Source organism: Streptomyces sp. NPDC002476 (genome assembly GCF_042889785.1).
Lineage (GTDB): Bacteria > Actinomycetota > Actinomycetes > Streptomycetales > Streptomycetaceae > Streptomyces.
The window spans coordinates 100,434-124,694 of the sequence record NZ_JBIARH010000023.1 but is presented as its reverse complement, the minus strand read 5'-3'; the positions used below and the strand labels follow the sequence as shown (position 1 = coordinate 124,694).

The following is a 24,261-nucleotide window of genomic DNA, read 5'->3' as shown; positions in this document are numbered from 1 at the left end:
CCGTGCGAGACCAGTGCACTCGCTCCACCAAGTACGGGCGGCAGCTCACCGTCCGTCCCCAGGACCAGGACGCACTGCTGGAACGCGTCCGCGCCGAGCAGGCCACGGACAAGTGGAAGGACCGGTATGCGGCACGTGCCGGAGTGGAAGGCACCATCCACCAGGCCGTCGCTGCTGCCGGAGCCCGGCGGACCCGCTACATCGGCCAAGCCAAGACACGTCTCGCGCACATCCTCACAGCTACCGCCATCAATCTGATCCGTCTCGACGCCTGGTGGAACGAAACGCCCCTCGCCCGCACACGTACGTCCCGCCTGGCAGCACTCGACCTTGCGGCATGAGACCAATTGGGCAACAGGGTCCGTCGATGTACTCGAAGAGCGCGAGGTTGGCCTCGGCCCGGGTGGTGAAGGTGCGGCCACGGATGCATTCGGTTTTGATGACCATCCACAGGTTCTCCGCCAGGGCATTGTCGTAGGAGTCCCCGACCGAGCCCATGGACGCCTGAACTCTCGCTCGCAACAGGCGAGTCGTCAGCTTCACAGATGTGGTCCGGTGCAGGGTTGGCTTTGGGATCGCGGCGCGTGAAGCCCTTGCGCCGTGGGCTGACGCCCGCGAGGTCGGCCTCGCGCATCAGGCGCTCGACCCGTTTGCGCCCGACGCGGACGCCCTCGCGTCCGAGGACGGCGTGCACGCGCGGCGAGCCGTAGACGCCGCCGGAGTCGGCGTGGATCTCCTTGAGCTGCTCGGTGAGCTCGGCATCCCGGCAGTCGCGTTCGCACGGCTCCTTCTCGGCGCGGCGCCAGCGGTAGTAGGTGGAGGAGGCGATGTGCAGTTCCCGGAGTACGGGCTCGACCCCAGGCAGGGATGCTCGTGGATGAGCGCCGTCACCTGGGCCGGGTCGGGTCGGTGAAAGTCGGCCCGGGGCGCGGTTCCGGCCTTTCGGCCGGCCCGTTTCCCCGGACCGCTTCCCGAACCCGGCGGGCACCTCTCAATGCACCGGGCTCTCCACAAGCCCCGAAATGGACCGTGTGTTGGATATCTTCATCCCGCGGTGGGCCAGGGAGCCGGGATAATCGAACCTCGGTAACGGTAGCGGGTCGTGCCTACCTTCTGAACATCTGCCGCTTCAGCATCTTAAAGGTTGTCTCACGTGGTGATGGCGTGAGCTGCGGCATGATGTCTCTTCGTGAGTGCTGATCTGCCGCAGCGGCTGGTTCCTGACGGGTTGTGGGAACTGCACGCTCCGTTGCTGCCGTCGTTCAACTCCCGTCCGCAGGGCGGCGGGACTGCTCCGTGTGACGAGCGGGCTGTGCTCACGGCGGTCGTGTACGTGCTGACCAGCGGGTGTGCCTGGCGGCATCTGCCGGAGACGTTCGGGGTGTCGCCCGCAACGGCGCATCGCCGGTTCACCGCGTGGACCCGGGCGGGGCTGTGGCGTCGGCTCCACCGGGCGGTGCTGGACGAACTCGGCGCCAGGGGTGAGATCGACTGGGCCTCGGCGATCGTGGACGCCGCGTCGGTGCGGGCGAAAAGGGGGGGTCGCTGACCGGGCCGAATCCGGTCGATTGCGGCAAGAAGGGCAGCAAGCTGCACGTGCTGTCCGAGGCCCAGGGCATCCCGCTCGCAGTCGCAGTGTCCGGCGCGAACATGCACGACAGCCTCGCCCTCAAGCCGCTGATCCGCGGTGCCGGTTGCCGCCCGGACGTGTCGATCGCGACGGCCGTCATCGGGCGGAAGACCGCCGGCTACTCCTCCAGGGCGTGCGGGGGAACGTGACGAAGCCCTTCCCCCGGTGGAGGGAAGGGCTTCGTGTGCGAGCGCCGGGCAGGCCTTGCACCTGCATTTCCCCGCAGGAAGCGGGGCGTCTTTCCTTGGACCACCAACGCAATGTCAGCCGCCGTGAGTTGCGGCAAGATCAACTGTAGCGCATGCCGTTCGTCGGCCGAGCCCAGCCGACGAACGGACGGCATGCAGCGGGCGGCGGCTGGGATTCCGGCCTGGCGACGCCGATGGCGACTGCGGCAACCTCCGCGGCGGTGGCTGAGGGCAACGAGGTTGGCCCTGCGGGGCGTGCGAAGTGACCGTAGGGCCAACCAGAGCGCCGTCCTGTCAGGGCACCCACGCCCGACGGTACGGACAACAGCAGACCAACACCCGGCCGGCTACTCCAGTCGGGCCTGCGGCGGAACCGCCTTGGGCGGGCACACAAACGTGATGCGAGTAGCGGAGGGCCCGACCACTCTGTGTTCGTGATCCTGGCGCTCGCGACTTGGCGCAGCTGTCCGGACGGCGGGTCAGCGGAGACGCCGGGATCGTCAGCCTGCGAACAGCACGAGGGCCTCGCCGCGGATGCTGAGCAGCCCGAGACGCTCGCGGTCGTGCCATGCGAACTTCGCGACCGCGGCCTTCGAGGCCCGCCCCAGGGCCTGGCGCAGCAACGTGTATGGCTTGGCAGCGGCGGATCCCGCGGCCGCGAGGTAGTAGCTGTCGTCGAACCGCACCGGGTCGATGGAGGCGCGGTCGACGAACGCGACGATCTCGATCGCCCTCGCCGTGGGCAGCGGCATCTCGTCGAGCTCCTCGTCCGTGACTGGAACGACTTGGTCCCGGGTGAGCTCGTAGCCCTTGCCGATGTCCTCCTGTGCCAGGACCTCGCCGTCGATCTCGCAGACCTTCCGGGTGCGGATCCGGCCCATGTCGGCCAGGTGTACCTGGTGGAACCTGACCGAGCGGTCCTCGGTCGCGGCCGAGACCCGGACGGGGATCGTTATCTGTAGGTGGTTTCTCGGGGTGAGGCACGTGAGGTCAGGGCTCATTCGTCTGTGTGGCTGACGGGTATCTGATAGGTCACTGGCAGGTCTGGCTCGTTAGGCATTTCGTGATCTTTCATGCCGAGCGAGCGACAGTAGCTGGCCCTTCAAGAGTGGCATGGGTGGTGGTGGACGAGCAGTTCCGCCTGCATCCGGAGTCGACTGCGTACCTGGACGCTGTACGTGGTCTGGGCCGGTCGGTGAACACCGAGCGGAGCTACGCGTGCCGTCTGGCTCTGTACCTGACCTGGTGTGATGAACGAGCCTTGTCATGGTCGGACCCAGGTTTCGAGAATCTGCTGAGGTTCCGGAACTGGCTGGTCAGCGCGCCGCTGCCGGTGCGGGGCCGAAGAGGTCGGCCCGTCGTCCGGTATCGCAAGGACGGCTCGGCGAACGCCGTGCTGGGCACGATGACGCAGTTCCTTCGGTTCGGGGTGGGCCCAGGCTGGGTGTCGGAGCGTGTCGCCGCGTTGGTCTTCGTCCTGGACGCCCTGGAGATGGCCGTGTGGCAACGTGACCGAGACCAACATCCGGTGCGGCCAGGCGAGTTGATCCACCACTCGGATGCCGGATCGCAATATACGAGTTTCCGGCTTGCCGAGCATCTGGACGCCGCCGGCATCGCCGCCTCGATCGGATCGGTCGGTGACGCCTACGACAATGCCCTGATGGAGAGCACGATCGGCCTGTACAAAACCGAGCTGATCAAGCCCCGGCGGCCCTGGAAGTCGCTCGCCCAGGTCGAGTTGGCCACCGCCGAGTGGACCGACTGGTACAACCACCGCAGGCTCCACGGTGAGATAGGCCACGTCCCGCCCGTCGAGTACGAAGCCAACTACTACATGGAATCCACGAAACCCCAGGTCACAATCACAATCTGAGATCTCTACCGAACCCGGGGCGGCTCAAAGGCCGCAGGATGCGCCGCCGACTGCCGATCACTTCCTCCACAGTCGAGGCGATCACGGCATGGCAGAAAACGCGGGACCGGTTCGAAGCACCATCGGTCAGTGACTCCTACCTGTTTCCTGCGATCACGGACAACAGCGGCTTCGACCACCTGACCAGCAACAACTTCAGCGCCGGGCTCCGGGCTTGGGTCGATTCACTCCCATCCCTGGACAGCGATGCGCTGGACGCAGACGGCAACATCATCCCGTTCGATCGCTCGCTGATCTTCCCCTATGCCTTCCGGCACTCGTTTGCTCAGCGGCATGCGGACGCCGGAACCCCGATTGACGTCCTAGCGACCTGATGGACCACGACGATCCCAAGACCACGATGGGTTACTACCGGGTCTCCTTCGAACGCAAGCGCCAGGCCGTCAAGACACTCAGCCTGATGGTCATCGACCGACACGGCAGCTCGGCGCCCTGCTCTTCAAGGGCCTACGAACAACGCTCGGTCGCGGTCCCGTTCGGAGGTTGTACCGAGCCATCCAACGTCAAGGCCGGCGGTCAGTCCTGCCCGATCCGATTCCAATGCTCCGGCTGCGGCTTCTACCGCCCCGACCCGTCCTACCTGCCAGCGATCGAAGATCACGCCAACAGCCTCCGCGCGGACCGAGAGCGCGCGATGGCGATGGACGCGGCCGGCTTCGTCATCGACAACCTCACCGCCCAGATCACCTCCTACGAAGACGTCGCGACGAAGATGCGCAAACGCATGGCGGCCTTGCCCGAGGACGAACGGTCTGAGCTGGAGGACGCTGCTGCGGTGCTTCGCCGCGTCCGGGCCGGCGGCGACCACAAGCTCCTCCCTCTGACCGAGGTCTCCAAGACAGGAAAATGAGATGGCTGCCCGCACCCCCGCCGAAGTCCTCGCCGAGTCCCGGCGGAACACCAGCCTCCTCAAACGCCAACGGGTACTGGACACGATCCGCCTCATGCTGGACGACGGTGAACCGATCTCCTTCGCCGCCGTCGCCCGCGCTGCCAACGTGTCGACCTGGCTCGTCTACGCAGAGGGCGTCCGCGAACATGTCCAGACAGCCATACAGCGACAGGAAAAGACGCCCGTCACCGCAGCACCTCAAGGCCGCAGAGCAGGGCCCACCAGCCTGCACGCCGACCTGGCCATGGCCCGCGAAGAGATCAAAGAACTGCGCGCGGAACGCGATCAGCTTCGGGACGCTATGCGGCAGCAACTCGGGCACCAGCTCGACCAGATCAGCAACAGGAAACTGACCGAAAGGATCACCGAACTCACAGAGGCCAACAGGAAGCTCGAACACGAGCTGGTCCAGCTCCGGCCCCTCATCGATCATGTCCAAGAGCTTGAGCGAGACCTGGCAGCGACCCGCACGAGCCTGCGGCAGATGATCCGGGAGCGTGCTCTCGAACCCGGGCCGAACGGTCCTGAAGACCACGCTTGATCACTTGAGCGCCGCTGTTGCAGATGAATTCGGTTGCGGCGGGAGCGGCGCGCCCGGTGAGGTAGTTCCATGGACGGGGCCGCTGAGCAGGAGCAACGAACGACAGCAGGAAGAGTCCATAAGGTCACCCGGCAGCCAGCTCCATGGCACAGGTCGGCGGTGCTCTTGGCCCTGATGCTGGCCGCCTTCACCTTCAACACGGCGGAGAACCTGCCGGTCGGCCTGCTGGAGCTCATCTCGGGAAGCCTTCGGGTGTCAGTGTCAGCGGTCGGCCTCCTGGTTACCGGCTATGGCGTGACAGTGGCCCTGGCTTCTCTGCCACTCGCCCACGTCACAAGGACCATGCCTCGACGTCATGTGCTCACAGGACTACTGACCGCGCTGGTCCTGTCCAGTGTCATTGCGGCACTGGCCACCTCCTACTGGCCGCTCCTTGCGGCGCGGCTGTTGACCGCGCTCGCCCAGGCGCTGTTCTGGGCCGTGATGGGGCCAGTCGCGGTGGGCCTGTTCGCACACGAGGTCCGCGGGCGCGTGGTCGCGGCCCTGTCCATCGCCGGCTCACTCGCCCTCGTACTCGGCGTTCCTGCCGGGACCTGGCTGGGCCGACAGAGCGACTGGCAGGTGCCTGTCGCCATGCTGGCGGCTCTGGGGCTCGTCTCTCTGGTGACGATCGCCGCTCTGCTGCCGACCTCGCGTCCGGAAGAAGAACCCGCAGCCTACGCGACCAGTCCCGACGTGCGGCGGTTCGGCACGGTGCTGGCGGCCGGGACCCTGTCCGCCACCGGCGCGTTCGCGGGATACACCTACATCGTGAAGTTCCTGGGCGACGTGAGCCGGTTCTCGCCGAGCACGGTCAGCGCCCTGCTGGTGCTCTTCGGCGTCGCCTGTCTGGCCGGGGTGACCATCACAGGGGCGGTCCTGGACCGATTCCCGCAGCTTGCGCTGCTCACGGCCGTGGCCACGCAGGCAGTGGGCATGCTCGGCCTGTACTCGGTCGGCACTCATCGGGTGACGGCGGTGATGTTCTTGATCCTGATGGGCGGTGCGCTCGGACCGGTGTTCATGGTCGCCCAAAACGAGATGCTGCACTGCGCACCGGGCCGCACGGATATCGCCCTCGCGGCCAACTCCGGCGCCTACAACGCCGGCATTGCGGCTGGCGCCGCACTCGGGGCACTGGTCCTACCGCTTGCCGGAGTGCGAGGCACCTTCCTCGCCGGAGGGCTGCTGACCGTCGGGGCCTGCGCAGTACTCCTCGGTGGTCGGCTGCTATCTCGCAGCCTGCTTCTAGTCTCCCGCGGCCGATGTTCGGTTGACGACCTGCGTTGACGAGACTGACCATACGTCTCTTAGCCAGTCCTGCCCATCTGACCTGCGAAGACAGGCGCGAGATCTAGATAAGGATTGTGACCAGGCCGAAGCTGATGGCGCCGTTCCAGATCGTCGCCGGCATGCGGGACCTCCCGCGGGTGCGGCCTTCCTGTATTCCGATCGTGGTGGTGGCGCGGGGCCGACGCACCTCTACCGCCCGGACGAAGCCGCGGAAGAAGACCGTTCGACTACGCCTCGCTGGGCTGCTCGTGGACGTGCTTGAGCGCCATGCGAGCCTCAACCAGGCCGGGACCGCCCAGCGACTCCCAGTACGGGTGGGTCGAGACCGCCACACTCAGACGCAGCAGCTCCTCCCGGTAGCGGGCGACCTCCGCCACCTGGTCAGGCGTGTACCCGGGGCTGTCGGCTTTGCCGGACCGGTAGCCGCTGTGGAGCTGCTTGTCGCCCTCCCAGCCGGGCAGGGGCTCGACCGACCACGGCAGGCTCCTGGCGTACTCCTCATAGCGGGCACGGGTCTGGAGAAGATCGAGCTGCGCCGTGCGGAGGTCATTGGGAAAGTCGTACGTGGACGCGCCGCGAATGCTATGCCTGTTCGAATATTGGATGCGAATGACGCGCCGCATCCCCGCCCTCATCACCGCGCCCAGGCCTCCGGCGGGGGGCCGGCCGCTAGTCCTCGCCAGCGCCGTGATCGAAGCCCCACAGGACGGGATCGAGCTGGGAAGCCGCGCCGCACACCGTGTACAGCCGGATACCCGGCTGCTGCGCGACGTCCAGGGCCCGGCTCCGTCGTCCCGGAGCGTCGAGTGGACCCGTCGATCGCGGAGGCGGCGGAGCGGCAGACCAGGGCGATGCGGGTGCTGAGCCTCCGGGCTTTCCCCGAGCTGGAGGTGTCCTCAGAAGAGGGGCCGACCTCGATCGATTCGGTCCGTGTCCAGCGCCGCCGTGAAGCCGAGGCCACCCGCGCCGTGGCGCTGCGCCGGGCCCGTGCCGAGCGAGCGGCCCGGCAGGGCAGCACAGCGACGGGACAACTCAGGGGCGTAGCGGCCGCGGTGGAGCTGGAGCGTACGGCGTGACCAGGAACTACGCGGGCTGCGCTCGTCGTGTCGGCTGATCAAGGTATGAGGGCCGCCGCCGAGTGCAAGGATCGAAGACCACAAGAAGGTGAAGGAGACTGACGCGGATGCCGAGGAAGCGCAAGAAGGACCGTAAGGCGCCCCGGAAGCGCGCCGCAGTTCGAACCTCTCCGCCCCTGCGTGCAGGTCTGGAACTGGCGGACTGGGACGACGCCCCGCAGGAGGACGTCGACCTGCTCGGATCCCTCGCTGAACGGTTTCCCGCTCCTGTTGACGCGGTGAAGGCCGCCCAAGCCGACGAGCTGGTGGAGTGGATCGGCGACATCGAGGGCGCCAAGATGCGCCACCGTGTCGTCCTCGCCGACAACGGTGATGTTGTCGTCGAGCAGGCCGTCTTCCTCGACGGCGCCTTGGAGCAGATGGTGCTGTGCGCCGCGCACCAGGCCGGCGAACACGGCCGGGAGCAACTGCACACGGGTGTGCTCGCCGCTCTCGACACCCTGCACAACGTGATCCGGCCGATCGTGGAAGCCGGCGTAGGGGGCCGCCGCGCGTATCAGGACGGTTGATCCGGCCGTCACGCGTGTGAGATCAGCCGTTGTCCCATACGCCCGGGGGACATGCCGCTAGAACTGGTGGGACACGGACCGTCAGAGGGGGCGTAGGTGAGCGACATCCCGGCACACGAGGCCGACCAGCACCGTAAGGCGTGGGTTCTCAAGGCGGGCCAGTGGAGCCTTGCTCAGGACCCAGTCGCAGAGCAAGCCGATGAGTACCACGACTACACCGAAGCACTCAAGGCCGCCGGTTACACCGTATGGACCGGGGCGGGCGAGGTGTACATGGTCCCGCTGACGCCGACGGTGTGGGCGCGTCCCGAGGAGCCCTCGTTCCTGTTCGATCTGGAGGGGGCAGAGCAGACGCAGACCGTCTACGCCGCCTCGCTGCCCGACGCACTCACGCTGCTGAACCAGCTGCCCCCACATTGCAGGCTCTCGCCGTCACGGACCAGATCGCGCATGCCGAGCCCGAGACCATGTCCGTCCTCGCCGACGTCCTGGACAAGCTGCACGACCGCCGTCGCGGCAAGAACGGCCGCGTCATCCAGAAGTGACTCCGCCCGCGCAGCAGAGCCTTGGGGAGCTACCGGCTGAGGTGACTCCGGCGATCACGGACGAGGCGGTGCCAGCGGTCGCGAACAGCCTGCTCGCCGCTGATCCACCGGATGACGGTGGGGCCTGGCAAAGGTAGGCCAGCCATGAAGTGGGCGATGTCGGTGAAGTAGGCGAAGTCGCCGGTGGCGGTGAGCGCGCGGAGCCGGCCGATGGCGGCGGCCAGGTGCTGGGCCTCGCAGCGTACGGCGTGGTGGAAGGCGAGGGCGAGCTCCACGAACCGGTGGAGGAAGGGGAGCCCCGCGGCGTCGATGTCGGTCCGCAGGCTTCCGGCGCGGGCGGTGACGTCGCCGGTTCCGGCGTCCTTGATCAGGGCGACGACTTGAGCGAGGAGGGTGTTGGGCCGCTGGTCGAGACCGTCGAGGAGCTGGTGGGCAAGAGCGAGCTCGTCGGCTGCGCGGTCGGGGTCGGCGAAGGAGACGGCGAGGGCAAGGCGGACCTGCATCGTGGCGCGCTCGCCGGCGGCGCCGTGCTGTTCGGCTTCGGCGCGGCCGGCTTCGAGGCGGCGACGGCGGCCGCGGTGTCGGCGTGGGACCAGTGGATGTCGCCAAGGACGCGGTGGTGGCGGCCCTTCCAGCCCAGGGTGGGGACGGCGGCCAGGGCGGTGGGGAAGTCGCCCGCGAGGCGGGCCAGGTTGGCGAGCGCCCGACGGGCCTTGACGGAGAGGCGGCCCTCGGCGTCGGCGACCTGCTGCATCCCGGTGCGGGCGGCGTCGTTCTGGCTGAGGTCCTTGTGGGCCTTGGCCCGGTAGTAGAGGGCCATCTCGGTCAGCTCGGCAGGCAGCAGGCCGGTGTCCAGGACGGCGGTGAGGCGGTCGGCGGTGCGCTGGCGGTGCTCGCGCTGGCGTCGGGCGATCGCGATGAGCAGCTCGGCCACGGCATCGGCCGGAGTGTCCGGAGCCTCGGCGTCGGCGGTGGGCGGGGCGAGGGGTTCCCAGACGGAGTCGTAGGCGAAGGCGGCTTCGATGAGCCAGCCCAGGCCGGTCGGGCGGTGGTCGCGGGCCAGGCGCAGGCCCTGGCGAAGACACGCGACGAGGAGTATGCGGCTGGGGGCGAGGGCCGCGGCCTTCGTCCACTGGTCCCCGAGGGCGGCCAGGGCGCGGGTGGCGGCCTGGTGCCAGTCGGCCGGGGTCCAGCGGTCGTCGCTGTGTTCGTCGTCGCGTACGGCGCTGCGGATCGCGCGGTGCAGGTGGTAGGGCCACAGCGCGTACGGGTCCTCGGTGACCAGCGGCCGCTCGACCAGGCGGCGGGCCAGGGCCTGCTGCGCGAGGCCGGCCGTGTGGGTGGCCAGGTCGAGATCGAAGGCGTCCAGCAGGCTGACGCTGCGCAGCAGGTGCCGTTCTTCGGGGGTGAGGTCGGAGAGGGTGCGGGCGAGGAGGGCGGGGAAGGTGCAGTCGAAGTCGGCGGCGGTGGGGGTGCGGCCGGTGCGGCGGATCTCCAGGAAGCGGGAGACGGCGAGGTCGAGGTGGAGGGGCAGGCCGTGGGAGCGGGCGGTGATCGCGGCCCGGATGCCGGTGCCGATGAGGGGCCGGCCGTCCTGGACCAGGCGGCGGGCGAGGTGGGCCTCGCAGTCTTCAGCGCCAGCACCGACGAGATTTGCCTCTGGACCACCCATCCATGAACCCGCGCCCCCAAGGGCGCGGATCGTCGAGTACGCCGCCCGTGCACGTGCTTCAGACATCCGTGACGAGGACGTGGCCCGCCTCTCCCCGCTCAAGGACCGGCACATCAACTTCCTGGGCCGCTATCTGTTCAACATCAAGGCCAGCGGACCCGGTCAGGGCCTGCGCCCCTTCCGGGTCCCAGAGGCTGTCGAGGACGACGAGGATTGACGGCGGCGCACTCGGCCCGCTGGGCCACTCGTTACAGCGCCCTCTTATGGTCGTGCCTGCGTGGGCAGGGTGAGAATTTCGGCTCCGTTGTCGGTGATGGCGATGGTGTGCTCGCTGTGCGCGGTCCGGCAGCCTGTCGCGCTGCGCAGCGTCCAACCATCGGCGTCGGTGACGAGTGTGGCAGTGTCGGCCATGACCCAGGGCTCCAGGGCGAGCAGCAGCCCGGGGCGCAGCTTGTATCCGCGGCCGGGCCGTCCGGTGTTCGCGATGTGGGGGTCCTGGTGCATGGTCGAGCCGATGCCATGGCCTCCGAACTCGGTGTTGATCGGGTAGCCCGCCTCACTGAGGACCGTGCCGATGGCGTGGGAGAGGTCGCCGATGCGCGCCCCCGGTTTTGCGGCGGCGATGCCGGCGGCGAGCGCCCGTTCGGTCGTCTCGATCAACGCAACGCTCTCCGCCGGCCTGGCTTTGCCCACCAGAAAGCTGATCGCGGCGTCCGCGGCCACCCCGCCCCTGGCTACAGCGAGGTCGAGGGTCAGTAGGTCCCCGTCGGCCAGCGTGTAGTTGTGGGGCCGCCCGTGGAGCACGCCGTCGTTGACGGCCGTGCAGATGTAGTGACCGAACGGGCCGCGCCCGAAGGAAGGCGAGTAGTCGACGTAGCAGGACTGCGCTCCCGCCTCGGTGATCATCTCCTTGGCCCACTGGTCGATGTCCAGCAGGTTCGTCCCGACCGTGCTGCGCTGTTTCAGTGTGTGCAGGATGTTTCCGACCAGAGCGCCGGTGTCCCTCGCCCGCTCAAGCCGCGCGGAGTTCAGGATCTCAATCATGGGGGACCTCTCATGTGTATCCAATAACTATCCCGGTCTAACTGTACCGGTATTAGAATGGGGTCATGGTCAGGTTGCCGCTCACCCCCGCCGAGGTAGAACGCGGACAGCGCCTTGGCGCCCTGCTCCGCCGAGCCCGGGGCTGCCGCTCGATGCTGGACGTGGCGCTCGCTTCGCGCATCTCTCCGGAAACCTTGCGGAAGATCGAATCCGGCCGTGTGGCCACCCCCGCCTTCCCGACCATCGCAGCGATCGTCGGCACCCTCGGCCTGTCTCTCGACGCCGTCTGGGCCGAGATCAACCGGGCGGACGCCGTCGAGGATCAGTCGGTCCTGCCTGTCGCACGGCGTCCATCGCTGGTTCCGTAACACCCACTCCGCATCAAGTACGCATGAGCCAACGAGCTTGACGTGGCTCGTCAAGATCCCCCGGCGCAGAGCTACCGGCGAACGGCAATGCGCAGGAGACCGGCCAGTGCGATCGCCACCGTGGCCCCGGGGCCCAGGCCCTCGAAGCGACTCGTCCGGTCGAGGAGCTCATCGTCGAGAAGGTGTTTCGAGAGGGGCTGACCGGCACTCTCGGCATATCCGAAGCCTCGGCCGCGATCGACGAAATCCTTCCTCGGTTGATCTTCGGCTCATCAGAGGAGGCCCGCTCGGTCCAAAGCAACATCTTCATCGAGGTCTTGGAGCGGATGGCCATGGATCCCTTCGACGGTCAGATCGGAGCAGCCGCGAAGCAACTCCTCGACCTCCTGGCGAGCAAGCAGCCTTCGGAGGAGCGCTGACTCCTGTCGGCGAGGAGCGCGGTGTGCCACCGGCTGCCGGGTCGTCAAAAACCTTCGTTTTCTGAAGATCGCCCCGAAGTGTGAATGTTCGTAGTCATGTGCACAGATGAACTGGAGAATCGCCGCCGAGTGCAGGGAAGTTTGAACTCCCAGACGGGCCGAAGTCGTCTGCACTACGGTCGATTTGGCCGTAGTCGTGTGCGCGTTCGCGCTGATTCGCCGGTCGGAGGACAGGAATGTTCGAAACGGGGGAGGTGTAACAGTGCGAGACCAGCTTTTTGGGGGTCGTTACACGTGGATCACGACCACACCCGCCCTGCACGCTCGGTACCGTCTGGAGTGACGTTTTCGGGCACGTCCCGAACGCGACACCAATCAAGGGGAGTTCAGGTGATTGACGTGCGGCCCAGCCAGCGAATGCGTGACCTGGGCGTCGTCCAGCACAGTGCAGGCATCCTCGCCAAACCGGCCCGCGCCTTCGACCTGCCCGCCGAGCACGACGAAGCCGAGCACGTCATGGACGAGTTGTTCGCCGCCATGGAAGGGATCGGCCAGGTCCATCCTTTCGCCAAGGGCATGGGCATCGCGGCCCCGCAGATCGGCATCGCGCGCGCCGCCGCCGTCGTCCAGCCGCCCGGCGATGCCCCCGCGATCGTTCTCCTCAACCCCCGGATCACCACCCGCTCCGAGGAGCTGGACGAGCAGTACGAGGGCGCCTGACGACAGAACTTGCCGTAACAGGCCGCCCTGCAGTGGCCTGCAAGTTCAGTTGACAACCCTGGACAACTGTCAACGAGGCAGGCCAGGGACGCGGGGGTGGCGGCAGTGCTCGGTGCAACGGAGGTGTCGTGGGCACTCTGGGGACGGCGGTGCTCACCTACGCTGCCGCGCGGCGGCACCGCTCGGGATGTTGGGGTGGTGGAGCACGGCCTGCGGCGGCCGGCCGACCACGAATCTGAGTGGAGGAAGCTCATGGCTACCCAGAGCGGCGGGTCTGACCCCGCGTTGACCGGACGCAGCAGAATCGCGATAGGGGCTGGGCCGTGGCTTGTCGCGGCTGTGGTGCACCTCGTCGTGTACGCCATCGTGCACGGCCGGCTGCCGGATGTGGTGGTCTCCCATGTGGGTGGAGGCGGACCTGATGGCTTCATGGAGCCGTTGAAGCTGGTCGCCATCACGGTCGGTGTGTTCCTTGCGGAAGCGGTCCTGTTCGGGTATCTCCTGGTGCGTCGTCAGCAGACAGTGGGGCAGTACCGGTTGCTTGCTGCGTGCGCGTGGGGAGTTGCCGCAGGTGAGGGCTATCTGCTCATTGCTTCGTTCGCGGCCAATGCCGGACTGTCCGACCCGCGTGACCTGGACTTCCCGATGTCGGTGCACGTGCCGGTCGCGATCGCCATCTGTCTGGTCGTCGGTGCGACCGGCGCGGCACTTGTCTGGAAGGCAGACCGCCGATGAATGCGCCGGCACGAGCTGTTCGATGCGCCGCTGCAGGCTGAGCGGCAGCTCCAGCGCCTGCTCAGCCTGTAAGACGGGGGAGGCCAGCCCGTGCCGAAGAGCATGGACGTCCGCGGGCCGCCCCCTGGCCAGTACCGCCTCGGTGCCGGCCGCCGGTGTCTCCATCCCCAGGTGCTCGCTGGGCCGTCGGCCTGTGGCCGGATCTCACGCTGCCCTGGAGCTCCGGCGTCGTCACCGCGCTGCCCGAGAAGTTGACGTTGTAACGGTTCCATCGAACCGTCGGGACTTTCAAGCGAATTTCGTACGCATGTGCGATCCGCAATACTTCTCGGCTTTCGCCACCATTACCCGCACCTCGCCTGCTACTGCAGACATCAAACGAGATGGCCCCTACGCAAAAGAGGGTTTGCCCCGACATGGGCGTTTCGCTCAGGGTTCGTCAGACCAGAGCGATGCTGATCGCGGAGATTGACGCTTACGGTCCAGGCGGGCGCGCCGGGCCCGAGTCCATGCGCCGGACAGGCCTGCTAGACCGATTCTCCGCACGTGACCTATTCGGACGAACGGTGATCTGGCCGGGCGACGATCCGTGGGGTGCTGGATCTGTGTGGGGGCGGCCAACAGGGGGGATAACGGGAGTTCGCCCCTCAGCGGCGTCAAAAATTTAATATCGTCTGAGACTCGGCGGGGGAGGGCATTGTGGCAGGCGCATCCGATGATCATTCCACTGCCAAGTTGTGGGCACTGTTCGGGGGAATCGCATCCGTTCTGTCGATCCTGACCTGGCTGGGCGTGAGCAACGCGGCGGAGCTGAAGGACCTGTTGGCCGACTCGCCCCCATCCAGTTCCAGCCCAGCTCCGTACACGCCTTCGTCGAATGCCCACACCCCCGATAACCCTGGTACCAGTGAGGGGGGCACTGACGAGTCCGACCCCGAGCCGTCGACACCCACTCCGGATCCCACCGAAGAGGCGTTCAAAGCCATCTCGGCCGGCGACTGCCTGGCGGTCTACGACACGGGCCGCGGGGGCACCACCAGCATCGACTGGAGCGTCGATGTTCCGCCGGACCCCGTGTCCTGCGCCGGCGAGCAGGCACAGGTCCAGGTGACCGCCACCGACACGGCCTGCCCCACCAGCCACGGGAAGTCGTACTGGAGCTACCAGTCCGCCACCACCGGCAACACCACGAAGCTCTGCCTCACCCGCATCTACCACGCCACCTACTGCATGCTCGGCCAGCAGTCCGGCGACTCGATCTCCCTCGGCATGATGACGGCCGTGGACTGCCGACGCGAGCCGGTGCCCGCCCCGTACAACCAGATCATGCACATCACAGGCGTCTACCGCGCCCCGGCGGGCGCGAACGCGAACAACTGCCGCCGGGCGGCAGGCGACCAGACGCGCTACTGGGCCTGGCTGGTGGACGACGGTGCCACGCTGCTGTGCACCACGATCTACCAGGGCGTCTGACCGAACTTAGTTCCCCCCGCACCGGCCCAAGTACGCCCGCGAGAAGGCGCGGTCGAGCAGGCGGCGCCGGGCGAGATTCTGCTCCTGCCGTCGCACTATCCGACGCTGTTACTGGAACGTGACCTCGTCGCCGGTGCTTGTGCCGAAGCAATGCGGTAGCAGTGGTCGTCATCGAGACTGCGGGCCATGACTGCTTCTTCCTCCCGGTTCTCGCCGCAAGGGGCGTGTGTGGCCGGATCACTCTGCAGCAGCAGATCGACTCACTGAACAGCCAGAACCAGGACCGGGCCGCAAAGAGGAAAGCAGCCCTCGCCCAGCGGGACCAGATCCGAGCCGACCTCACGGCCTACGAGAACGACCAGCAACTGGAGAAATGGCAACCCGGCACTGAGCAGGGTGGTTCGCATACGCACCACCCCCACGAACCCGCTTTCGTGCCGCTCCCGCCACCCCCCGGCCGTGCCACCAAACGGCGGCGACTCGTCCTCGCCCTGATCGCAGCCGGGGCCTGGTCGTCTCCCTCGCCGTCTACGCCGGCACCCAGCTGCACGGCGACCGCGACAACGCCAAGGGCACCTCCGACAGCGACACCCCTTCGGCCGGAACCTCCGCAACGCTCCCCGCAGCCGGGGGCGGACCCGCGCACGACGGCAACTCATCGAGCGGAGACGCATCCGGCGGCAACGCCACCGGTGGCAACGCGACCGGCGGGAACGCCACGGGCGGGAACGCGACCGGCGGGAACGCCACGGGCGGGTCGGGTGACGCGGGCGGCTCCGGCGGTTCCGGTGGGACGTCCGGCGTGCCCTCGCCGAAACCCCCCGCGCCCAGAGGCTACTTCCGGCTCAGGGACTCGGCTACGGCAAGTGCCTGACCGCGAGCTACCTCAACGTCGTGTTCGCCACCTGCGCGGACAGCCCGGCGACCAACTGGACCGCAAAGGCCGGCTCGGGCGGTTCCTACATGCTGTACGACGAGTCCGTCGGCAAGTGCCTGGGTCTCAACTTCAACGCGCTGGGCATGGCCGAATGCGGCTCCAAAACCGGCCAGAACTGGCGCACGGGTACCAACAGCACCCCCGTGAACCTGTACAACAGCCAGTGTCTCGACGAGACCGTCAGCTTGCCGTACATGGAGTCCTGCGAGCCGTCGAAGACGACCCAGCACTGGGCGAAGGATTACTGATGGTGGCCGGATCAGGTGCGCTCCGGCCCGTGAGTTCGCCCCGGTGGCCGTCCGGGCGGCCGAGGCGAGGTCCGGGGCTACGGCTGTTCGCGGCTCAGGGGGCGTGCGGCCGTTCCGTCACGCCCTGGACGTCGGCGGGGGCCGGACGTCCGGTGTTCCCCGTGGCGACTTCGGTACGCCTTGCCCTGCCCACCCGCTCCGTGCGCGTCTGGCACCGGGCTCAGGAACTTGCTGAGAGGGTGGCACCTGATTTGGGATACTCGCCGATCTCGTCATCTAGGAAGAGGAACATGGGCACACACCGACCTTCCCCCGACGAACCGTGGCCGGGCTGGGCGACCAGCCGGGCGGCCCAGGCCGCGTACGGCAAGCACCTGGTCCGCATCGGCCAGCTCATCCCGGCCGTTCTGTACACACACGTCATGGACCGCCAAGGCATCACGGCCGCGCACAACGCCGGCCGCCAGGACCTCGTCGATGTCCAGGTTCGCAGCCTCGCGCTGGAGTGCCGGGACGACCTCCTGGAGACGGCGGCGGTCCTGGACGTGCTCGCCTTGTGCCACGGGCACGGCAGCTACCTGCCCCGCCCCTACCAGGAGACCGGCCACCCGGTGCCGCTGGACGTCGAGCTGCGCACCGACGCCTCGAATGTCGCCGACCAACTCGTACGCCACGACCAGCAGTACGGCACCAGCACCACGAGCAACATTCCCGCACCGTTGGAGAACGGTTGCACCGACAGCGAGCGGGACGCGGTGCGCGCCTACGCCCGCCGGGAGTGGATCAACGTCCAGGAGCTCTGGCCTGGCATCTGACGCCCGGCCGGCCGGCTTCGTCCAGGTCGGCCGGCGGGCGGCTGGAGCTGCCCGTCATGCTCGGGCGGGCACCCGGTTGTCGATCGTCACCACGACGGAATCCCCCTCACCGGAGTAGGCCTTGCTGAGGACCCGGGCGGTCGTGTAGTAGACCTGGGAGGCCATGGCCCGGTCGGCGTAGGCGACGAGTTCCTCGGTGTCCTCGCCGTCCGGCATGTTCCTGGAGGCGATCGCCACGCGGTAGAGGGCCAGGAGCATGGCGACCAGCGACCGGCCGGAGAGGACCGCGGCCACGAGGCCGTTCTCACGTTCCTCCAGGGCGGGGGTCCGGAAGTGCGGGTGGCTGCCGACCTGCGCTGCCACGAATTCCCAGGTGTCCCGGTGGCAGATCAGGGTGGCCGACGCGACCTTCCCGGCCCTCATGATCGCCCAGATCCTCCCCTCCCAGGTGAGCGGAGACGGCTCGTCCACCGACGCGCCGGGGCCCTGCTCGCTGGCCTCCAGCGCCGCGCGGGGAACGTCGTGCTGCCCTTCTCCGTGTTCGCGGCCATCGGCTTTCGGTGCTGCCTGCTCTCTGCTCTGGTTCCTCCGGTTCCTCAGGAACTACTCGGTCGTTCCCGTCCTCTTCGGCCGGGGCATCGGACAGCGCCGGTTCCGGTTCTTCCGTCGGTGTCTGCCTTTGCCCGGGCAGGGACGGCGGCCCGGCCGGTTCGGGGCCGTTGGCGGTCCCGGCCACTTCAAGGACCGGAACCCCGCCGCGCCGACCACCACCGGTGGTGCTGTCACGTTGGCCGACCGGGTGGGATGCACTCACACCCTCCACAACGTGACAGCACCCGCCCTACTTCGGCGGCTGGAAGCCGCCGATCTTGTGCTCGAGCAGTTCGGCCAGCCGCAGCGGGGTGCGGTCCTCGAACACCGGGCCGATGAGCTGCACTCCCACCGGCAGGCCCTCGGAGGACCGGCCCGCTGGTATGGCGGTGGCGGGCAGGCCGGGCATGGTGGCCAGACCGGCCCAGACGAGCTGGTCGAAGTACGGATACTCGACGCCGTCGATGTCGATCCGGCGTTCCAGCGGATTGGGGTTGTGGTCGTGCGGGAACGCGGGAGTCGGCGTGATTGGACACACCACGGCGTCGAACTCGGCGAAGAGCTGCCGCCAGCCGTGACGGTGGAGCTCGCGACGGCTGTTCGCCTCGATCCAGTCGCGGTGGCTCAAGACCATCCCGCGCAGCAGTGCCGCATCCAGACTCTGGTCGTCTGCGCTCAGTCCGGCGGCGCGGGTCCGCAGCTGCTCGTAGGAGTCGACGGGAAAACGTGCGACAGAGCCCGAAAACAGCAACTGCCTGTAAAGCATGGCGGCTTCGGTCAGATCGGGCAGCAGCGGAGTGTGCCGTTCGACGCGGGCGCCGCCGTCGGCAAGCGCGTCGACCACCCGGTTCACGCCCGCCCGCACGGCGAACCCGGTCGGAATGAGCGGATGCTCCTCGAGCACCAAGACCCGGAAGTCGCCGAGCCGCTCGTGGCGCGCGGGCGGCAGCGTCACGTCGTACGCCACACCGTGCGTCAGCGGGTCCGGTCCGGCCATGACGTCGAGCAGGAGCGTGAGGTCGCGGGCGGTGCGCGCCATCGGACCGACGACGGCAAGGTCGAGGTCGACCGGCAATGGCGGTGCCGGCGGCGCGACCATGCCGCGGGTTGCCGCCAGTCCGAGTGTCGGCTTGTGCGCGTAGATGCCGCAGAAATGCGCGGGGGTACGCAACGAGCCGGCGAGGTCGGAGCCGATAGACAGCGCGCCGAACCCGGACGCCAGGGCCGCCGCTGATCCGCCCGAGGACCCACCCGACGTGCGACCGTGATCCCACGGGTTGTTGGTGGTGCCGTAGATCTCGTTGAAGCTCTGGATATCTTGCAGCCCCACCGGCACATTGGTTTTACCGAGCACCACCGCGCCGGCGGCCTTGAGCCGCGACACCTGGACCGCGTCCTCGGTCGGCATAAAGTTCGCCTGCGGCGGCATGCCCCAGGTCGTGGGCAGCCCGGCGATGTTGTAGGACTCCTTGACCGTCACCGGAATACCCAGCAGCGGCCGGTCCTCGCCGCGGGCGCGCGCCTGGTCGGCACGGTGCGCGGCGGCCCGCGCACGGTCGAAGTCCGGCACGCAGATCGCGTTGATCACCTTGTCGTCCCGCTCGATACGAGCGATTGCCTCGTCGGTCAGCTCCACCGATGTCACTTCACCGGCACGCAAGGCGGCCGCGAGTTGTTCTGCAGTCTGAAAGTTCCACTCCATGAATCCGACCGTACTGACCTCTGGAAGAGGTCATAGAATGCCGATTCGCACAACGGGATAGATGTCTCAACTCATCATGTTGCTCTCTGGCCACTGAAAATTCGCCCGACCGCTGGCCATGGCGACGCGCGGCGGCCTGGCGCACCTACGGAGATGGTCACGACGGAGGCGCCTCAGCGCCCCGATCGATGGCGATATGACACAGGCATCCGCCCCAACCAACGATTGCCGCGCACCGTGATTCTCCTATTTGATCCGAAATGCTTTGGGTTCATGCTCGTTGACGGTGTGTGAGTGATCTGGTGGGGGATGCGCGGACCTGGTCGCCGGATGCGCAGGAGGCTGTGCGGTTGCTGGCGGTGTCCGCGCTGGTGGAGGGGCGGGGCCGGGCAGAGGTCGCGGCCCTGTTCAAGGTGTCGGTCAGGGCCGTGGACAACTGGTGGACGAGGTGGCGGACCGGTGGCCGGGACGCGCTGCTGTCCCGTCCGCGCGGCCGCCGGGTGGGCGAGCATCAGGCACTGTCCGAAGCCGAGCAGGCCGCCGTCCGACGGGCCGTCCTCGATCACGCCCCCTCCGGCCTGGGACTTTCCGGTCAGCTGTGGACACGGGCCCTGACAGGCGAGCTGATCTTCAAGCTGTACCGGATCCGGTTCACCGAACCCGGGGTGGGCAAGTACCTCAAACGCTGGGGGCTGACGTTCCAGCGTCCGGACGAGCGGGCCGTCGAGCAGGACGCGGAAGCGGTCCGCGTCCGGCACGAGGAGACCTGGCCGGCGATCCGGGCCAGAGCGAAGGCGGAGAGGGGTGAGGTCCTCTTCGCCGGTCAGGTCGGGGTCCGCTCGGACCAGGTCACCGGCCGCACCTGGGGTGCCAGAGGCACGACGCCGGTCGTCCGCCGCACCGGGAACCGGTTCTCCGTGAACGCGATGTCCGCGATCAGCACGAAGGGCCGGATGCACTTCATGGTCTTCACCGAGTCGTTCGACGCGAAGACCATGTGCCGCTTCCTGGACCGGCTCGTCGGGCATTTCGACCGCAAGGTCCACCTGATCGTCGACCGGCACTCGGCCCACCGCTCGAAGACCGTCCGGACCTGGCTCGCCGACCACAAGGACGAGATCGAGCTGCACTTCCTGCCGTCGTACTCACCCGAGCCGAACCCCGACGAATTGGTCAACGCCGACCTCAAACGCAGCCTGCCCCACACCCACCGGGCCAGGAACCGGGCCGAACTCGCCGCTGAAACCCACAGGTTCTTCCACCGCCGACAACGCCAGCCCCACATCGCGCGCGGATACTTCGGCGGCCCGCACCTCCGCTACATCCTCGACGAGTGAACCCAATGAGTTCCTGATCAATACTACCGCTGGCGCCGTGCCGAGAAGGAGCCCTGTGAACGGCGGCGTCGCGATGTCGAGCTGACCGAACGGATCAAGGAGATCCACGCCGACTCCGCCGGCATCTACGGTTCTCCGCGCGCACGCCGTGCTGAAACGCGAGGGCACCCGGGTGGGCCGGAAACGGGTCGAGCGCCTGATGCGCGAAGCCGCCATCGCGGGCATCAGCCCACGGCGCACGGGCTTCACGCGCCGGGATCCCAAGGCCACCCTGGCCCCGGATCTGGTCAACCGGGACTTCACCGCGAGCGCGCCGAACCGGTTGTGGGTCACCGACCTGACGATGATCTCCACCGGCGAGGGGCCGCTGTGGCTCTCCGCGATCCGCGACGGGTTCTCCTGCCGGGTGGTGGCCTGGGAGACCTCCGCCCGCGCGGACGCCGACCTGGTCCTCACCACGCTCGAATACGCCCTGGCCAGCCGCGAGGTCGAGCCCGGAAAGCTCATTCACCATGCCGACCACGACTGTCAATATAGGTCCATCAAGCTCACAACCCGGCTCATGCGAGCGGGAGTTGAGGCATCCATGGGCTCAGTCGGAGACTCGTACGATAACGCTCTCGCGGAGAACCTCTGGATGCTCATCAAAACCGAGGGTCTCCGTGACCGCACCTTCACCACGCGGGCCGAAGCGAACCTCGCGCTGTTCGAATACATCGACGGCTTCTATAACTCGCGCCGCATCCAGGAACAGCTCGGCTTCCTCAGCCCCATCGAGTTCGAGGAGAAGTACTACGCCGAGCAGGCGACGGCCGAACAAGCGAACCTGAGCACCCGTCAAACCGCTCTGACCAGCTGATCAGCGACTCCCGAGCAACGGGGGAACCTCACCTGTATGCCTCTCCGGGCGCTTGTCAGCCGTCCGGGGTCGGGGCCGGAGCGCGGCTCGTTCGGTCGTCAGGCGGGCGTACACCGCGTCTGGTTGGGCCGGGTGGCCATTGCGTTATCGGTCCGTTCGAGCAGTGCGCGGGCCAAGTGGGTGGCATGGGCAATTTGTTCCAGGAGGCGGATGGTCTGCCGCAGCGCAATGGCAAGGTTCTGGTCCGGGACCAGAATCTCCGCTCCCATCAGGTCGTCGAACAGCGGGCGCTCCACGCGGTCAGCCGGATACGGCAGATCCCCGCCCGGTGCGTCTGGCAGCGAGATCCCGGCGAAGACCTGGGTGATGGCGTCCGCGAGCCCGATTCGGAGGCTGTGGGCATCCATGGCGGTTCGCTGCAGGTACCTCGCCAGGTCGCCGGGGCCGGTACATCCGGCCCCCTGCTCGACCCTGCTCTGCCTGTAGTCGAAAGATTCGGTCGTACCGGCATCTTTCTGGACGCAGGGGGGGCGGCGGGACCGGCGCGGCCTGGCCGGTCCCGCCGACCTGCTGTGTGGGCTGTGAGCCCCGCCGGTCGTCCCCTGGATACGGGCCTGCCTGTGAGCTGTGAGCCGATCGGGCCCGCCGACCACCTGCCGGAGCGGCAGGCACCGGCAGGTGGTCGGCGGGTAGTCGGTGGGCTCTTCAGGCAGGGTGAGTGCAAGGTTGATCTGGCAAGCGAGGATGGTCGAGGAGTAGGCCGTGTCGCTCCGGAGCAGCCCCTCGGCGGCATGGCTGGTGAGGGGAAAAAGCTGGAAGGGGCGTAGGCGCAGGTGAGAGCGTGGTCCCATGAGCATGATTGATGACGTCATCGCCCTGGCCGCCACCCACGGCCCGCGCCTGTCCGCGCAGGACGCCACCGTGAACGAGGCGGGCCTGGACTACCGCGTCGTCATGGCCTCCGACACGACCGACCAGAGGTGGGTGCTGCGCGTACCGCGCCGCGCCGACGTCTCCGAGGGCATGGCCGCCGAGACGCGCATCCTCGACCTGGTCGCGCCCGTCCTGGCCGAGGACGGCGTCGCGGTCCCCGACTGGCAGGTCCGCTCCCCCGAGCTGATCGCCTACCCGGCCCTGCCCGGCGCCCCGGGCCTGACCCTGACCGACGCCGGGGAGCCCAACTGGCACATGGACCCTGCCAGCCCGGACTACGCCGAGCGCCTGGGGCGTCTGCTGGCCCGTCTGCACTCCATCACCCCGGAGCAGGCCGAGGCCGCGGGCGTCGAGGTCCGCACCTCGGCCCAGGTACGTCAGGCGTGGCGGGACGACATCGCCCGCGTGAGTGAGGCCTTCACTGTCTCCCCCGCCCTGACCGAGGCCTGGCAGGCCTGGCTCGAGGACGACACCTGCTGGCCCGAGCAGACCGTGATGACCCACGGTGAGATCTACCCCGCGCACCTGCTGTTCGACGAGGAGGGCACGATCACCGGGGTCCTGGACTGGACCACCGCCCGCGTGGACGACCCCGCCCGTGACCTGTCCGCCCAGTACGGCGCCGCAGGCGAGGAGATGCTGCAGGCCACCCTCACCGCGTACGAGCAGGCGGGTGGGAACGTCCACCCCGGCCTGGCAGCCCAGGCGAAGCACCTGTGGGACACCTCCCCGATCGGGTACGCCCTGTACGCGCTGACCACCGGCGCCGAGACCGACCTGGCCACCGCGGCAGCGATGCTGACCCCCGAGGCCTGATGCCCCGCCCGGTCCGACGACGGCGCACCTTCCCGCCCTGGGAAGGTGCGCCGTCGTCAGACCGGAGATCCGTGGGGGCACATGAGGTGGGTCACGCCCCGGTAAATTCCCTCGCGAGCCGCTCGGGCTCGGCGCGGCGATCAGCATGATGATGACCGAGCGCGGCCTGGTCGCCCCGTCCGCCGGCGGCAGCGTCCTCGCCCACTTCGACACCATCCTCGCCGCAGCCGTTCCCGAACTCGCCGGCCGTGTCCAGACCGTGGCATTCGACGCGGACACCGGCCGCCTGGACGTCGTCCCCGACGCTCCCGCGTACGGCACGAAGCTGCGCTGGAGCACACCGAAGCTGATCGCGGCGGCCAACGAGACGGTGCGCGGCGCGAACGTCCGCGCCCTGCATGTCCTGGCGCCCGCGCCCACGAAGGCCGGCCTCGCCACGGCGGTCGCCGACCCGGCCCCGCAACCGACCGTGCCCGCCGTGACGGTGGAGCGCCGGACACTGCCGGAGGGCTACCGCCGCGCGATCGAAGCGCACCGGCAGGCCGCCCGGCCGTTCCTGGCGGACCCGGGCATCGCGGAGGCGGTGGAGCGGCAGACTGCCGCGATGTGGGAGCGGTCGCGCCGGGCGTTCCCCGAGCCCGTCATCGTCGCAGATAATGCGCCGGCCCCGATCGGGCAGGCCCGCGTGCAACGCCGCCGCCAGGCCGCGGCGACCGAGGCCGCCGCACTGCGCCGAGCCCGAGCCGAGCGGGCGGCCGGAACATCGGGGCGCGAGGTGCCGACGGTGCGGAAGTCCGCATGAGGGCGCTTGCGGCCGAACTCGTCCTGCTGCATAGCCAGTTGGCGCCCTGCCGCCCATCCGGCGGTGCGTGGCCAGATGATG

30 protein-coding genes and 2 pseudogenes are annotated in these 24,261 nt (G+C 68.3%); 23 read left to right on the top strand and 9 right to left on the bottom strand.

The window, feature by feature from the left end; genetic code table 11:
• On the top strand, nucleotides 1-341 hold a 341-nt coding region (locus ACFYXM_RS24625; RefSeq protein WP_389292371.1), incomplete at its 5' end, for a transposase.
• Here the strand turns inward: ACFYXM_RS24625 and ACFYXM_RS24620 are convergent.
• Both ACFYXM_RS24620 and ACFYXM_RS24615 read right to left on the bottom strand, forming a co-directional pair.
• Nucleotides 250-447: an IS3 family transposase gene (locus ACFYXM_RS24620; protein WP_389292379.1), complete on the bottom strand. Its 198-nt coding sequence runs from the start codon at nucleotides 445-447 to the stop codon at nucleotides 250-252. The genes ACFYXM_RS24625 and ACFYXM_RS24620 overlap by 92 nt on opposite strands.
• Nucleotides 448-652: 205 nt before the next feature.
• A pseudogene (locus ACFYXM_RS24615) lies at nucleotides 653-988 on the bottom strand (IS3 family transposase); the annotation flags it as partial.
• Nucleotides 989-1,189: 201 nt separating this feature from the next.
• On the opposite strand from ACFYXM_RS24615, the gene ACFYXM_RS24610 reads away from it, so the two are divergent.
• Both ACFYXM_RS24610 and ACFYXM_RS24605 read left to right on the top strand, forming a co-directional pair.
• The gene (locus ACFYXM_RS24610; RefSeq protein ID WP_389292369.1) at nucleotides 1,190-1,549 is read left to right on the top strand and encodes a transposase; all 360 of its coding nucleotides are present in this window, start codon (nucleotides 1,190-1,192) and stop codon (nucleotides 1,547-1,549) included.
• Between the two features lie 47 nt (nucleotides 1,550-1,596).
• Nucleotides 1,597-1,779: a hypothetical protein gene (locus ACFYXM_RS24605; RefSeq protein ID WP_389292367.1), complete on the top strand. Its 183-nt coding sequence runs from the start codon at nucleotides 1,597-1,599 to the stop codon at nucleotides 1,777-1,779.
• A gap of 551 nt (nucleotides 1,780-2,330) precedes the next feature.
• On the opposite strand, the pseudogene ACFYXM_RS24600 reads toward ACFYXM_RS24605, so the two are convergent.
• Nucleotides 2,331-2,819, bottom strand: a pseudogene (locus ACFYXM_RS24600) (Ku protein); the annotation flags it as partial.
• A 116-nt stretch (nucleotides 2,820-2,935) separates the two neighbouring features.
• Between ACFYXM_RS24600 and ACFYXM_RS24595 the strand changes: the two are divergent.
• From ACFYXM_RS24595 to ACFYXM_RS24575, 5 genes are all read left to right on the top strand, one after another.
• The gene (locus tag ACFYXM_RS24595; RefSeq protein WP_389292365.1) at nucleotides 2,936-3,694 is read left to right on the top strand and encodes an integrase core domain-containing protein; all 759 of its coding nucleotides are present in this window, start codon (nucleotides 2,936-2,938) and stop codon (nucleotides 3,692-3,694) included.
• 38 nt (nucleotides 3,695-3,732) lie between these two features.
• Nucleotides 3,733-4,068: a hypothetical protein gene (locus ACFYXM_RS24590; RefSeq protein WP_389292364.1), complete on the top strand. Its 336-nt coding sequence runs from the start codon at nucleotides 3,733-3,735 to the stop codon at nucleotides 4,066-4,068.
• Nucleotides 4,068-4,604, top strand: a complete 537-nt coding sequence (locus tag ACFYXM_RS24585) for a hypothetical protein (RefSeq protein WP_389292362.1) — start codon at nucleotides 4,068-4,070, stop codon at nucleotides 4,602-4,604. Before ACFYXM_RS24590 ends, ACFYXM_RS24585 begins: the two co-directional genes overlap by 1 nt.
• 1 nt (nucleotide 4,605) lies before the next feature.
• Complete coding sequence (locus tag ACFYXM_RS24580) at nucleotides 4,606-5,187, top strand: DUF6262 family protein (protein ID WP_389292361.1); 582 nt, start codon at nucleotides 4,606-4,608, stop codon at nucleotides 5,185-5,187.
• 174 nt (nucleotides 5,188-5,361) lie between these two features.
• Nucleotides 5,362-6,516, top strand: a complete 1,155-nt coding sequence (locus tag ACFYXM_RS24575) for an MFS transporter (RefSeq protein ID WP_389292377.1) — start codon at nucleotides 5,362-5,364, stop codon at nucleotides 6,514-6,516.
• 230 nt (nucleotides 6,517-6,746) lie between these two features.
• Here the strand turns inward: ACFYXM_RS24575 and ACFYXM_RS24570 are convergent, their stop codons facing one another.
• Nucleotides 6,747-7,142 (bottom strand): hypothetical protein, encoded by a 396-nt coding sequence (locus ACFYXM_RS24570; protein ID WP_389292359.1) that lies wholly within the window; start codon nucleotides 7,140-7,142, stop codon nucleotides 6,747-6,749.
• Nucleotides 7,143-7,325: 183 nt separating this feature from the next.
• On the opposite strand from ACFYXM_RS24570, the gene ACFYXM_RS24565 reads away from it, so the two are divergent.
• From ACFYXM_RS24565 to ACFYXM_RS24555, 3 genes are all read left to right on the top strand, one after another.
• Nucleotides 7,326-7,595: a hypothetical protein gene (locus ACFYXM_RS24565; protein WP_389292358.1), complete on the top strand. Its 270-nt coding sequence runs from the start codon at nucleotides 7,326-7,328 to the stop codon at nucleotides 7,593-7,595.
• A gap of 107 nt (nucleotides 7,596-7,702) precedes the next feature.
• A complete protein-coding gene (locus ACFYXM_RS24560; protein ID WP_389292356.1) occupies nucleotides 7,703-8,164 on the top strand; it encodes a hypothetical protein in 462 nt (153 codons plus the stop codon).
• A gap of 416 nt (nucleotides 8,165-8,580) precedes the next feature.
• Nucleotides 8,581-8,709 carry a hypothetical protein gene (locus ACFYXM_RS24555; RefSeq protein WP_389292355.1) on the top strand — a complete coding sequence of 43 codons (129 nt, stop codon included), beginning with the start codon at nucleotides 8,581-8,583 and terminating at the stop codon, nucleotides 8,707-8,709.
• 367 nt (nucleotides 8,710-9,076) lie between these two features.
• Here ACFYXM_RS24555 and ACFYXM_RS24550 read toward each other — a convergent pair whose 3' ends face one another.
• Entirely contained in the window at nucleotides 9,077-10,381 is a 1,305-nt protein-coding gene (locus tag ACFYXM_RS24550) for a hypothetical protein (protein WP_389292354.1), read from the bottom strand.
• A 79-nt stretch (nucleotides 10,382-10,460) separates the two neighbouring features.
• Between ACFYXM_RS24550 and ACFYXM_RS24545 the strand changes: the two genes are divergently transcribed.
• Nucleotides 10,461-10,598: a hypothetical protein gene (locus ACFYXM_RS24545; RefSeq protein ID WP_389292382.1), complete on the top strand. Its 138-nt coding sequence runs from the start codon at nucleotides 10,461-10,463 to the stop codon at nucleotides 10,596-10,598.
• A 44-nt stretch (nucleotides 10,599-10,642) separates the two neighbouring features.
• Here ACFYXM_RS24545 and map read toward each other — a convergent pair whose 3' ends face one another.
• A complete protein-coding gene (gene map / locus ACFYXM_RS24540; protein ID WP_389292352.1) occupies nucleotides 10,643-11,425 on the bottom strand; it encodes a type I methionyl aminopeptidase in 783 nt (260 codons plus the stop codon).
• Between the two features lie 65 nt (nucleotides 11,426-11,490).
• Here map and ACFYXM_RS24535 point away from each other — a divergent pair, with 65 nt between their 5' ends.
• The 7 genes from ACFYXM_RS24535 (at nucleotide 11,491) to ACFYXM_RS24505 (ending at nucleotide 17,140) form a co-directional block, all read left to right on the top strand.
• Entirely contained in the window at nucleotides 11,491-11,793 is a 303-nt protein-coding gene (locus ACFYXM_RS24535) for a helix-turn-helix domain-containing protein (RefSeq protein WP_389292350.1), read from the top strand.
• Between the two features lie 182 nt (nucleotides 11,794-11,975).
• Complete coding sequence (locus ACFYXM_RS24530; RefSeq protein WP_389292349.1) at nucleotides 11,976-12,212, top strand: hypothetical protein; 237 nt, start codon at nucleotides 11,976-11,978, stop codon at nucleotides 12,210-12,212.
• A 390-nt stretch (nucleotides 12,213-12,602) separates the two neighbouring features.
• Complete coding sequence (locus ACFYXM_RS24525; protein WP_389292347.1) at nucleotides 12,603-12,932, top strand: peptide deformylase; 330 nt, start codon at nucleotides 12,603-12,605, stop codon at nucleotides 12,930-12,932.
• 252 nt (nucleotides 12,933-13,184) lie between these two features.
• Nucleotides 13,185-13,667 carry a hypothetical protein gene (locus tag ACFYXM_RS24520; protein ID WP_389292346.1) on the top strand — a complete coding sequence of 161 codons (483 nt, stop codon included), beginning with the start codon at nucleotides 13,185-13,187 and terminating at the stop codon, nucleotides 13,665-13,667.
• 735 nt (nucleotides 13,668-14,402) lie between these two features.
• Nucleotides 14,403-15,140 carry a hypothetical protein gene (locus ACFYXM_RS24515; RefSeq protein WP_389292344.1) on the top strand — a complete coding sequence of 246 codons (738 nt, stop codon included), beginning with the start codon at nucleotides 14,403-14,405 and terminating at the stop codon, nucleotides 15,138-15,140.
• A gap of 894 nt (nucleotides 15,141-16,034) precedes the next feature.
• A complete protein-coding gene (locus ACFYXM_RS24510; protein WP_389292343.1) occupies nucleotides 16,035-16,325 on the top strand; it encodes a hypothetical protein in 291 nt (96 codons plus the stop codon).
• Between the two features lie 290 nt (nucleotides 16,326-16,615).
• Nucleotides 16,616-17,140, top strand: a complete 525-nt coding sequence (locus tag ACFYXM_RS24505) for a hypothetical protein (protein WP_389292342.1) — start codon at nucleotides 16,616-16,618, stop codon at nucleotides 17,138-17,140.
• 54 nt (nucleotides 17,141-17,194) lie between these two features.
• Here ACFYXM_RS24505 and ACFYXM_RS24500 read toward each other — a convergent pair whose 3' ends face one another.
• Nucleotides 17,195-17,563 carry a hypothetical protein gene (locus ACFYXM_RS24500; protein ID WP_389292340.1) on the bottom strand — a complete coding sequence of 123 codons (369 nt, stop codon included), beginning with the start codon at nucleotides 17,561-17,563 and terminating at the stop codon, nucleotides 17,195-17,197.
• Between the two features lie 418 nt (nucleotides 17,564-17,981).
• Nucleotides 17,982-19,433, bottom strand: coding sequence for an amidase (locus tag ACFYXM_RS24495; RefSeq protein WP_389292338.1), 1,452 nt, complete (start codon nucleotides 19,431-19,433; stop codon nucleotides 17,982-17,984).
• A 290-nt stretch (nucleotides 19,434-19,723) separates the two neighbouring features.
• Here ACFYXM_RS24495 and ACFYXM_RS24490 point away from each other — a divergent pair, with 290 nt between their 5' ends.
• Both ACFYXM_RS24490 and ACFYXM_RS24485 read left to right on the top strand, forming a co-directional pair.
• The gene (locus tag ACFYXM_RS24490; protein WP_389292336.1) at nucleotides 19,724-20,770 is read left to right on the top strand and encodes an IS630 family transposase; all 1,047 of its coding nucleotides are present in this window, start codon (nucleotides 19,724-19,726) and stop codon (nucleotides 20,768-20,770) included.
• 148 nt (nucleotides 20,771-20,918) lie between these two features.
• A complete protein-coding gene (locus ACFYXM_RS24485; protein ID WP_389292335.1) occupies nucleotides 20,919-21,629 on the top strand; it encodes an IS3 family transposase in 711 nt (236 codons plus the stop codon).
• A 98-nt stretch (nucleotides 21,630-21,727) separates the two neighbouring features.
• Here the strand turns inward: ACFYXM_RS24485 and ACFYXM_RS24480 are convergent, their stop codons facing one another.
• Nucleotides 21,728-22,036, bottom strand: coding sequence for a hypothetical protein (locus ACFYXM_RS24480; protein WP_389292334.1), 309 nt, complete (start codon nucleotides 22,034-22,036; stop codon nucleotides 21,728-21,730).
• A 442-nt stretch (nucleotides 22,037-22,478) separates the two neighbouring features.
• Between ACFYXM_RS24480 and ACFYXM_RS24475 the strand changes: the two genes are divergently transcribed.
• Both ACFYXM_RS24475 and ACFYXM_RS24470 read left to right on the top strand, forming a co-directional pair.
• On the top strand, nucleotides 22,479-23,378 hold the full coding sequence (locus ACFYXM_RS24475) for a macrolide 2'-phosphotransferase (protein WP_389292332.1): 900 nt from the start codon (nucleotides 22,479-22,481) through the stop codon (nucleotides 23,376-23,378).
• A gap of 145 nt (nucleotides 23,379-23,523) precedes the next feature.
• On the top strand, nucleotides 23,524-24,180 hold the full coding sequence (locus tag ACFYXM_RS24470) for a DUF721 domain-containing protein (protein ID WP_389292330.1): 657 nt from the start codon (nucleotides 23,524-23,526) through the stop codon (nucleotides 24,178-24,180).
• The last annotated feature ends 81 nt before the right edge of the window (nucleotides 24,181-24,261 follow it).

Coding starts and splice junctions, on each gene's coding strand:
- ACFYXM_RS24620 (WP_389292379.1), bottom strand. CDS start 447: ATGGTCATCAAAACCGAATGCATCCGTGGCCGCACCTTCACCACCCGG.
- ACFYXM_RS24590 (WP_389292364.1), top strand. CDS start 3,733: ATGCGCCGCCGACTGCCGATCACTTCCTCCACAGTCGAGGCGATCACG.
- ACFYXM_RS24585 (WP_389292362.1), top strand. CDS start 4,068: ATGGACCACGACGATCCCAAGACCACGATGGGTTACTACCGGGTCTCC.
- ACFYXM_RS24580 (WP_389292361.1), top strand. CDS start 4,606: ATGGCTGCCCGCACCCCCGCCGAAGTCCTCGCCGAGTCCCGGCGGAAC.
- ACFYXM_RS24575 (WP_389292377.1), top strand. CDS start 5,362: ATGCTGGCCGCCTTCACCTTCAACACGGCGGAGAACCTGCCGGTCGGC.
- ACFYXM_RS24570 (WP_389292359.1), bottom strand. CDS start 7,142: ATGCGGCGCGTCATTCGCATCCAATATTCGAACAGGCATAGCATTCGC.
- ACFYXM_RS24560 (WP_389292356.1), top strand. CDS start 7,703: ATGCCGAGGAAGCGCAAGAAGGACCGTAAGGCGCCCCGGAAGCGCGCC.
- ACFYXM_RS24550 (WP_389292354.1), bottom strand. CDS start 10,381: ATGGGTGGTCCAGAGGCAAATCTCGTCGGTGCTGGCGCTGAAGACTGC.
- map (WP_389292352.1), bottom strand. CDS start 11,425: ATGATTGAGATCCTGAACTCCGCGCGGCTTGAGCGGGCGAGGGACACC.
- ACFYXM_RS24535 (WP_389292350.1), top strand. CDS start 11,491: ATGGTCAGGTTGCCGCTCACCCCCGCCGAGGTAGAACGCGGACAGCGC.
- ACFYXM_RS24520 (WP_389292346.1), top strand. CDS start 13,185: ATGGCTACCCAGAGCGGCGGGTCTGACCCCGCGTTGACCGGACGCAGC.
- ACFYXM_RS24505 (WP_389292342.1), top strand. CDS start 16,616: ATGGGCACACACCGACCTTCCCCCGACGAACCGTGGCCGGGCTGGGCG.
- ACFYXM_RS24500 (WP_389292340.1), bottom strand. CDS start 17,563: ATGAGGGCCGGGAAGGTCGCGTCGGCCACCCTGATCTGCCACCGGGAC.
- ACFYXM_RS24495 (WP_389292338.1), bottom strand. CDS start 19,433: ATGGAGTGGAACTTTCAGACTGCAGAACAACTCGCGGCCGCCTTGCGT.
- ACFYXM_RS24480 (WP_389292334.1), bottom strand. CDS start 22,036: ATGGATGCCCACAGCCTCCGAATCGGGCTCGCGGACGCCATCACCCAG.
- ACFYXM_RS24475 (WP_389292332.1), top strand. CDS start 22,479: ATGAGCATGATTGATGACGTCATCGCCCTGGCCGCCACCCACGGCCCG.
- ACFYXM_RS24470 (WP_389292330.1), top strand. CDS start 23,524: ATGATGATGACCGAGCGCGGCCTGGTCGCCCCGTCCGCCGGCGGCAGC.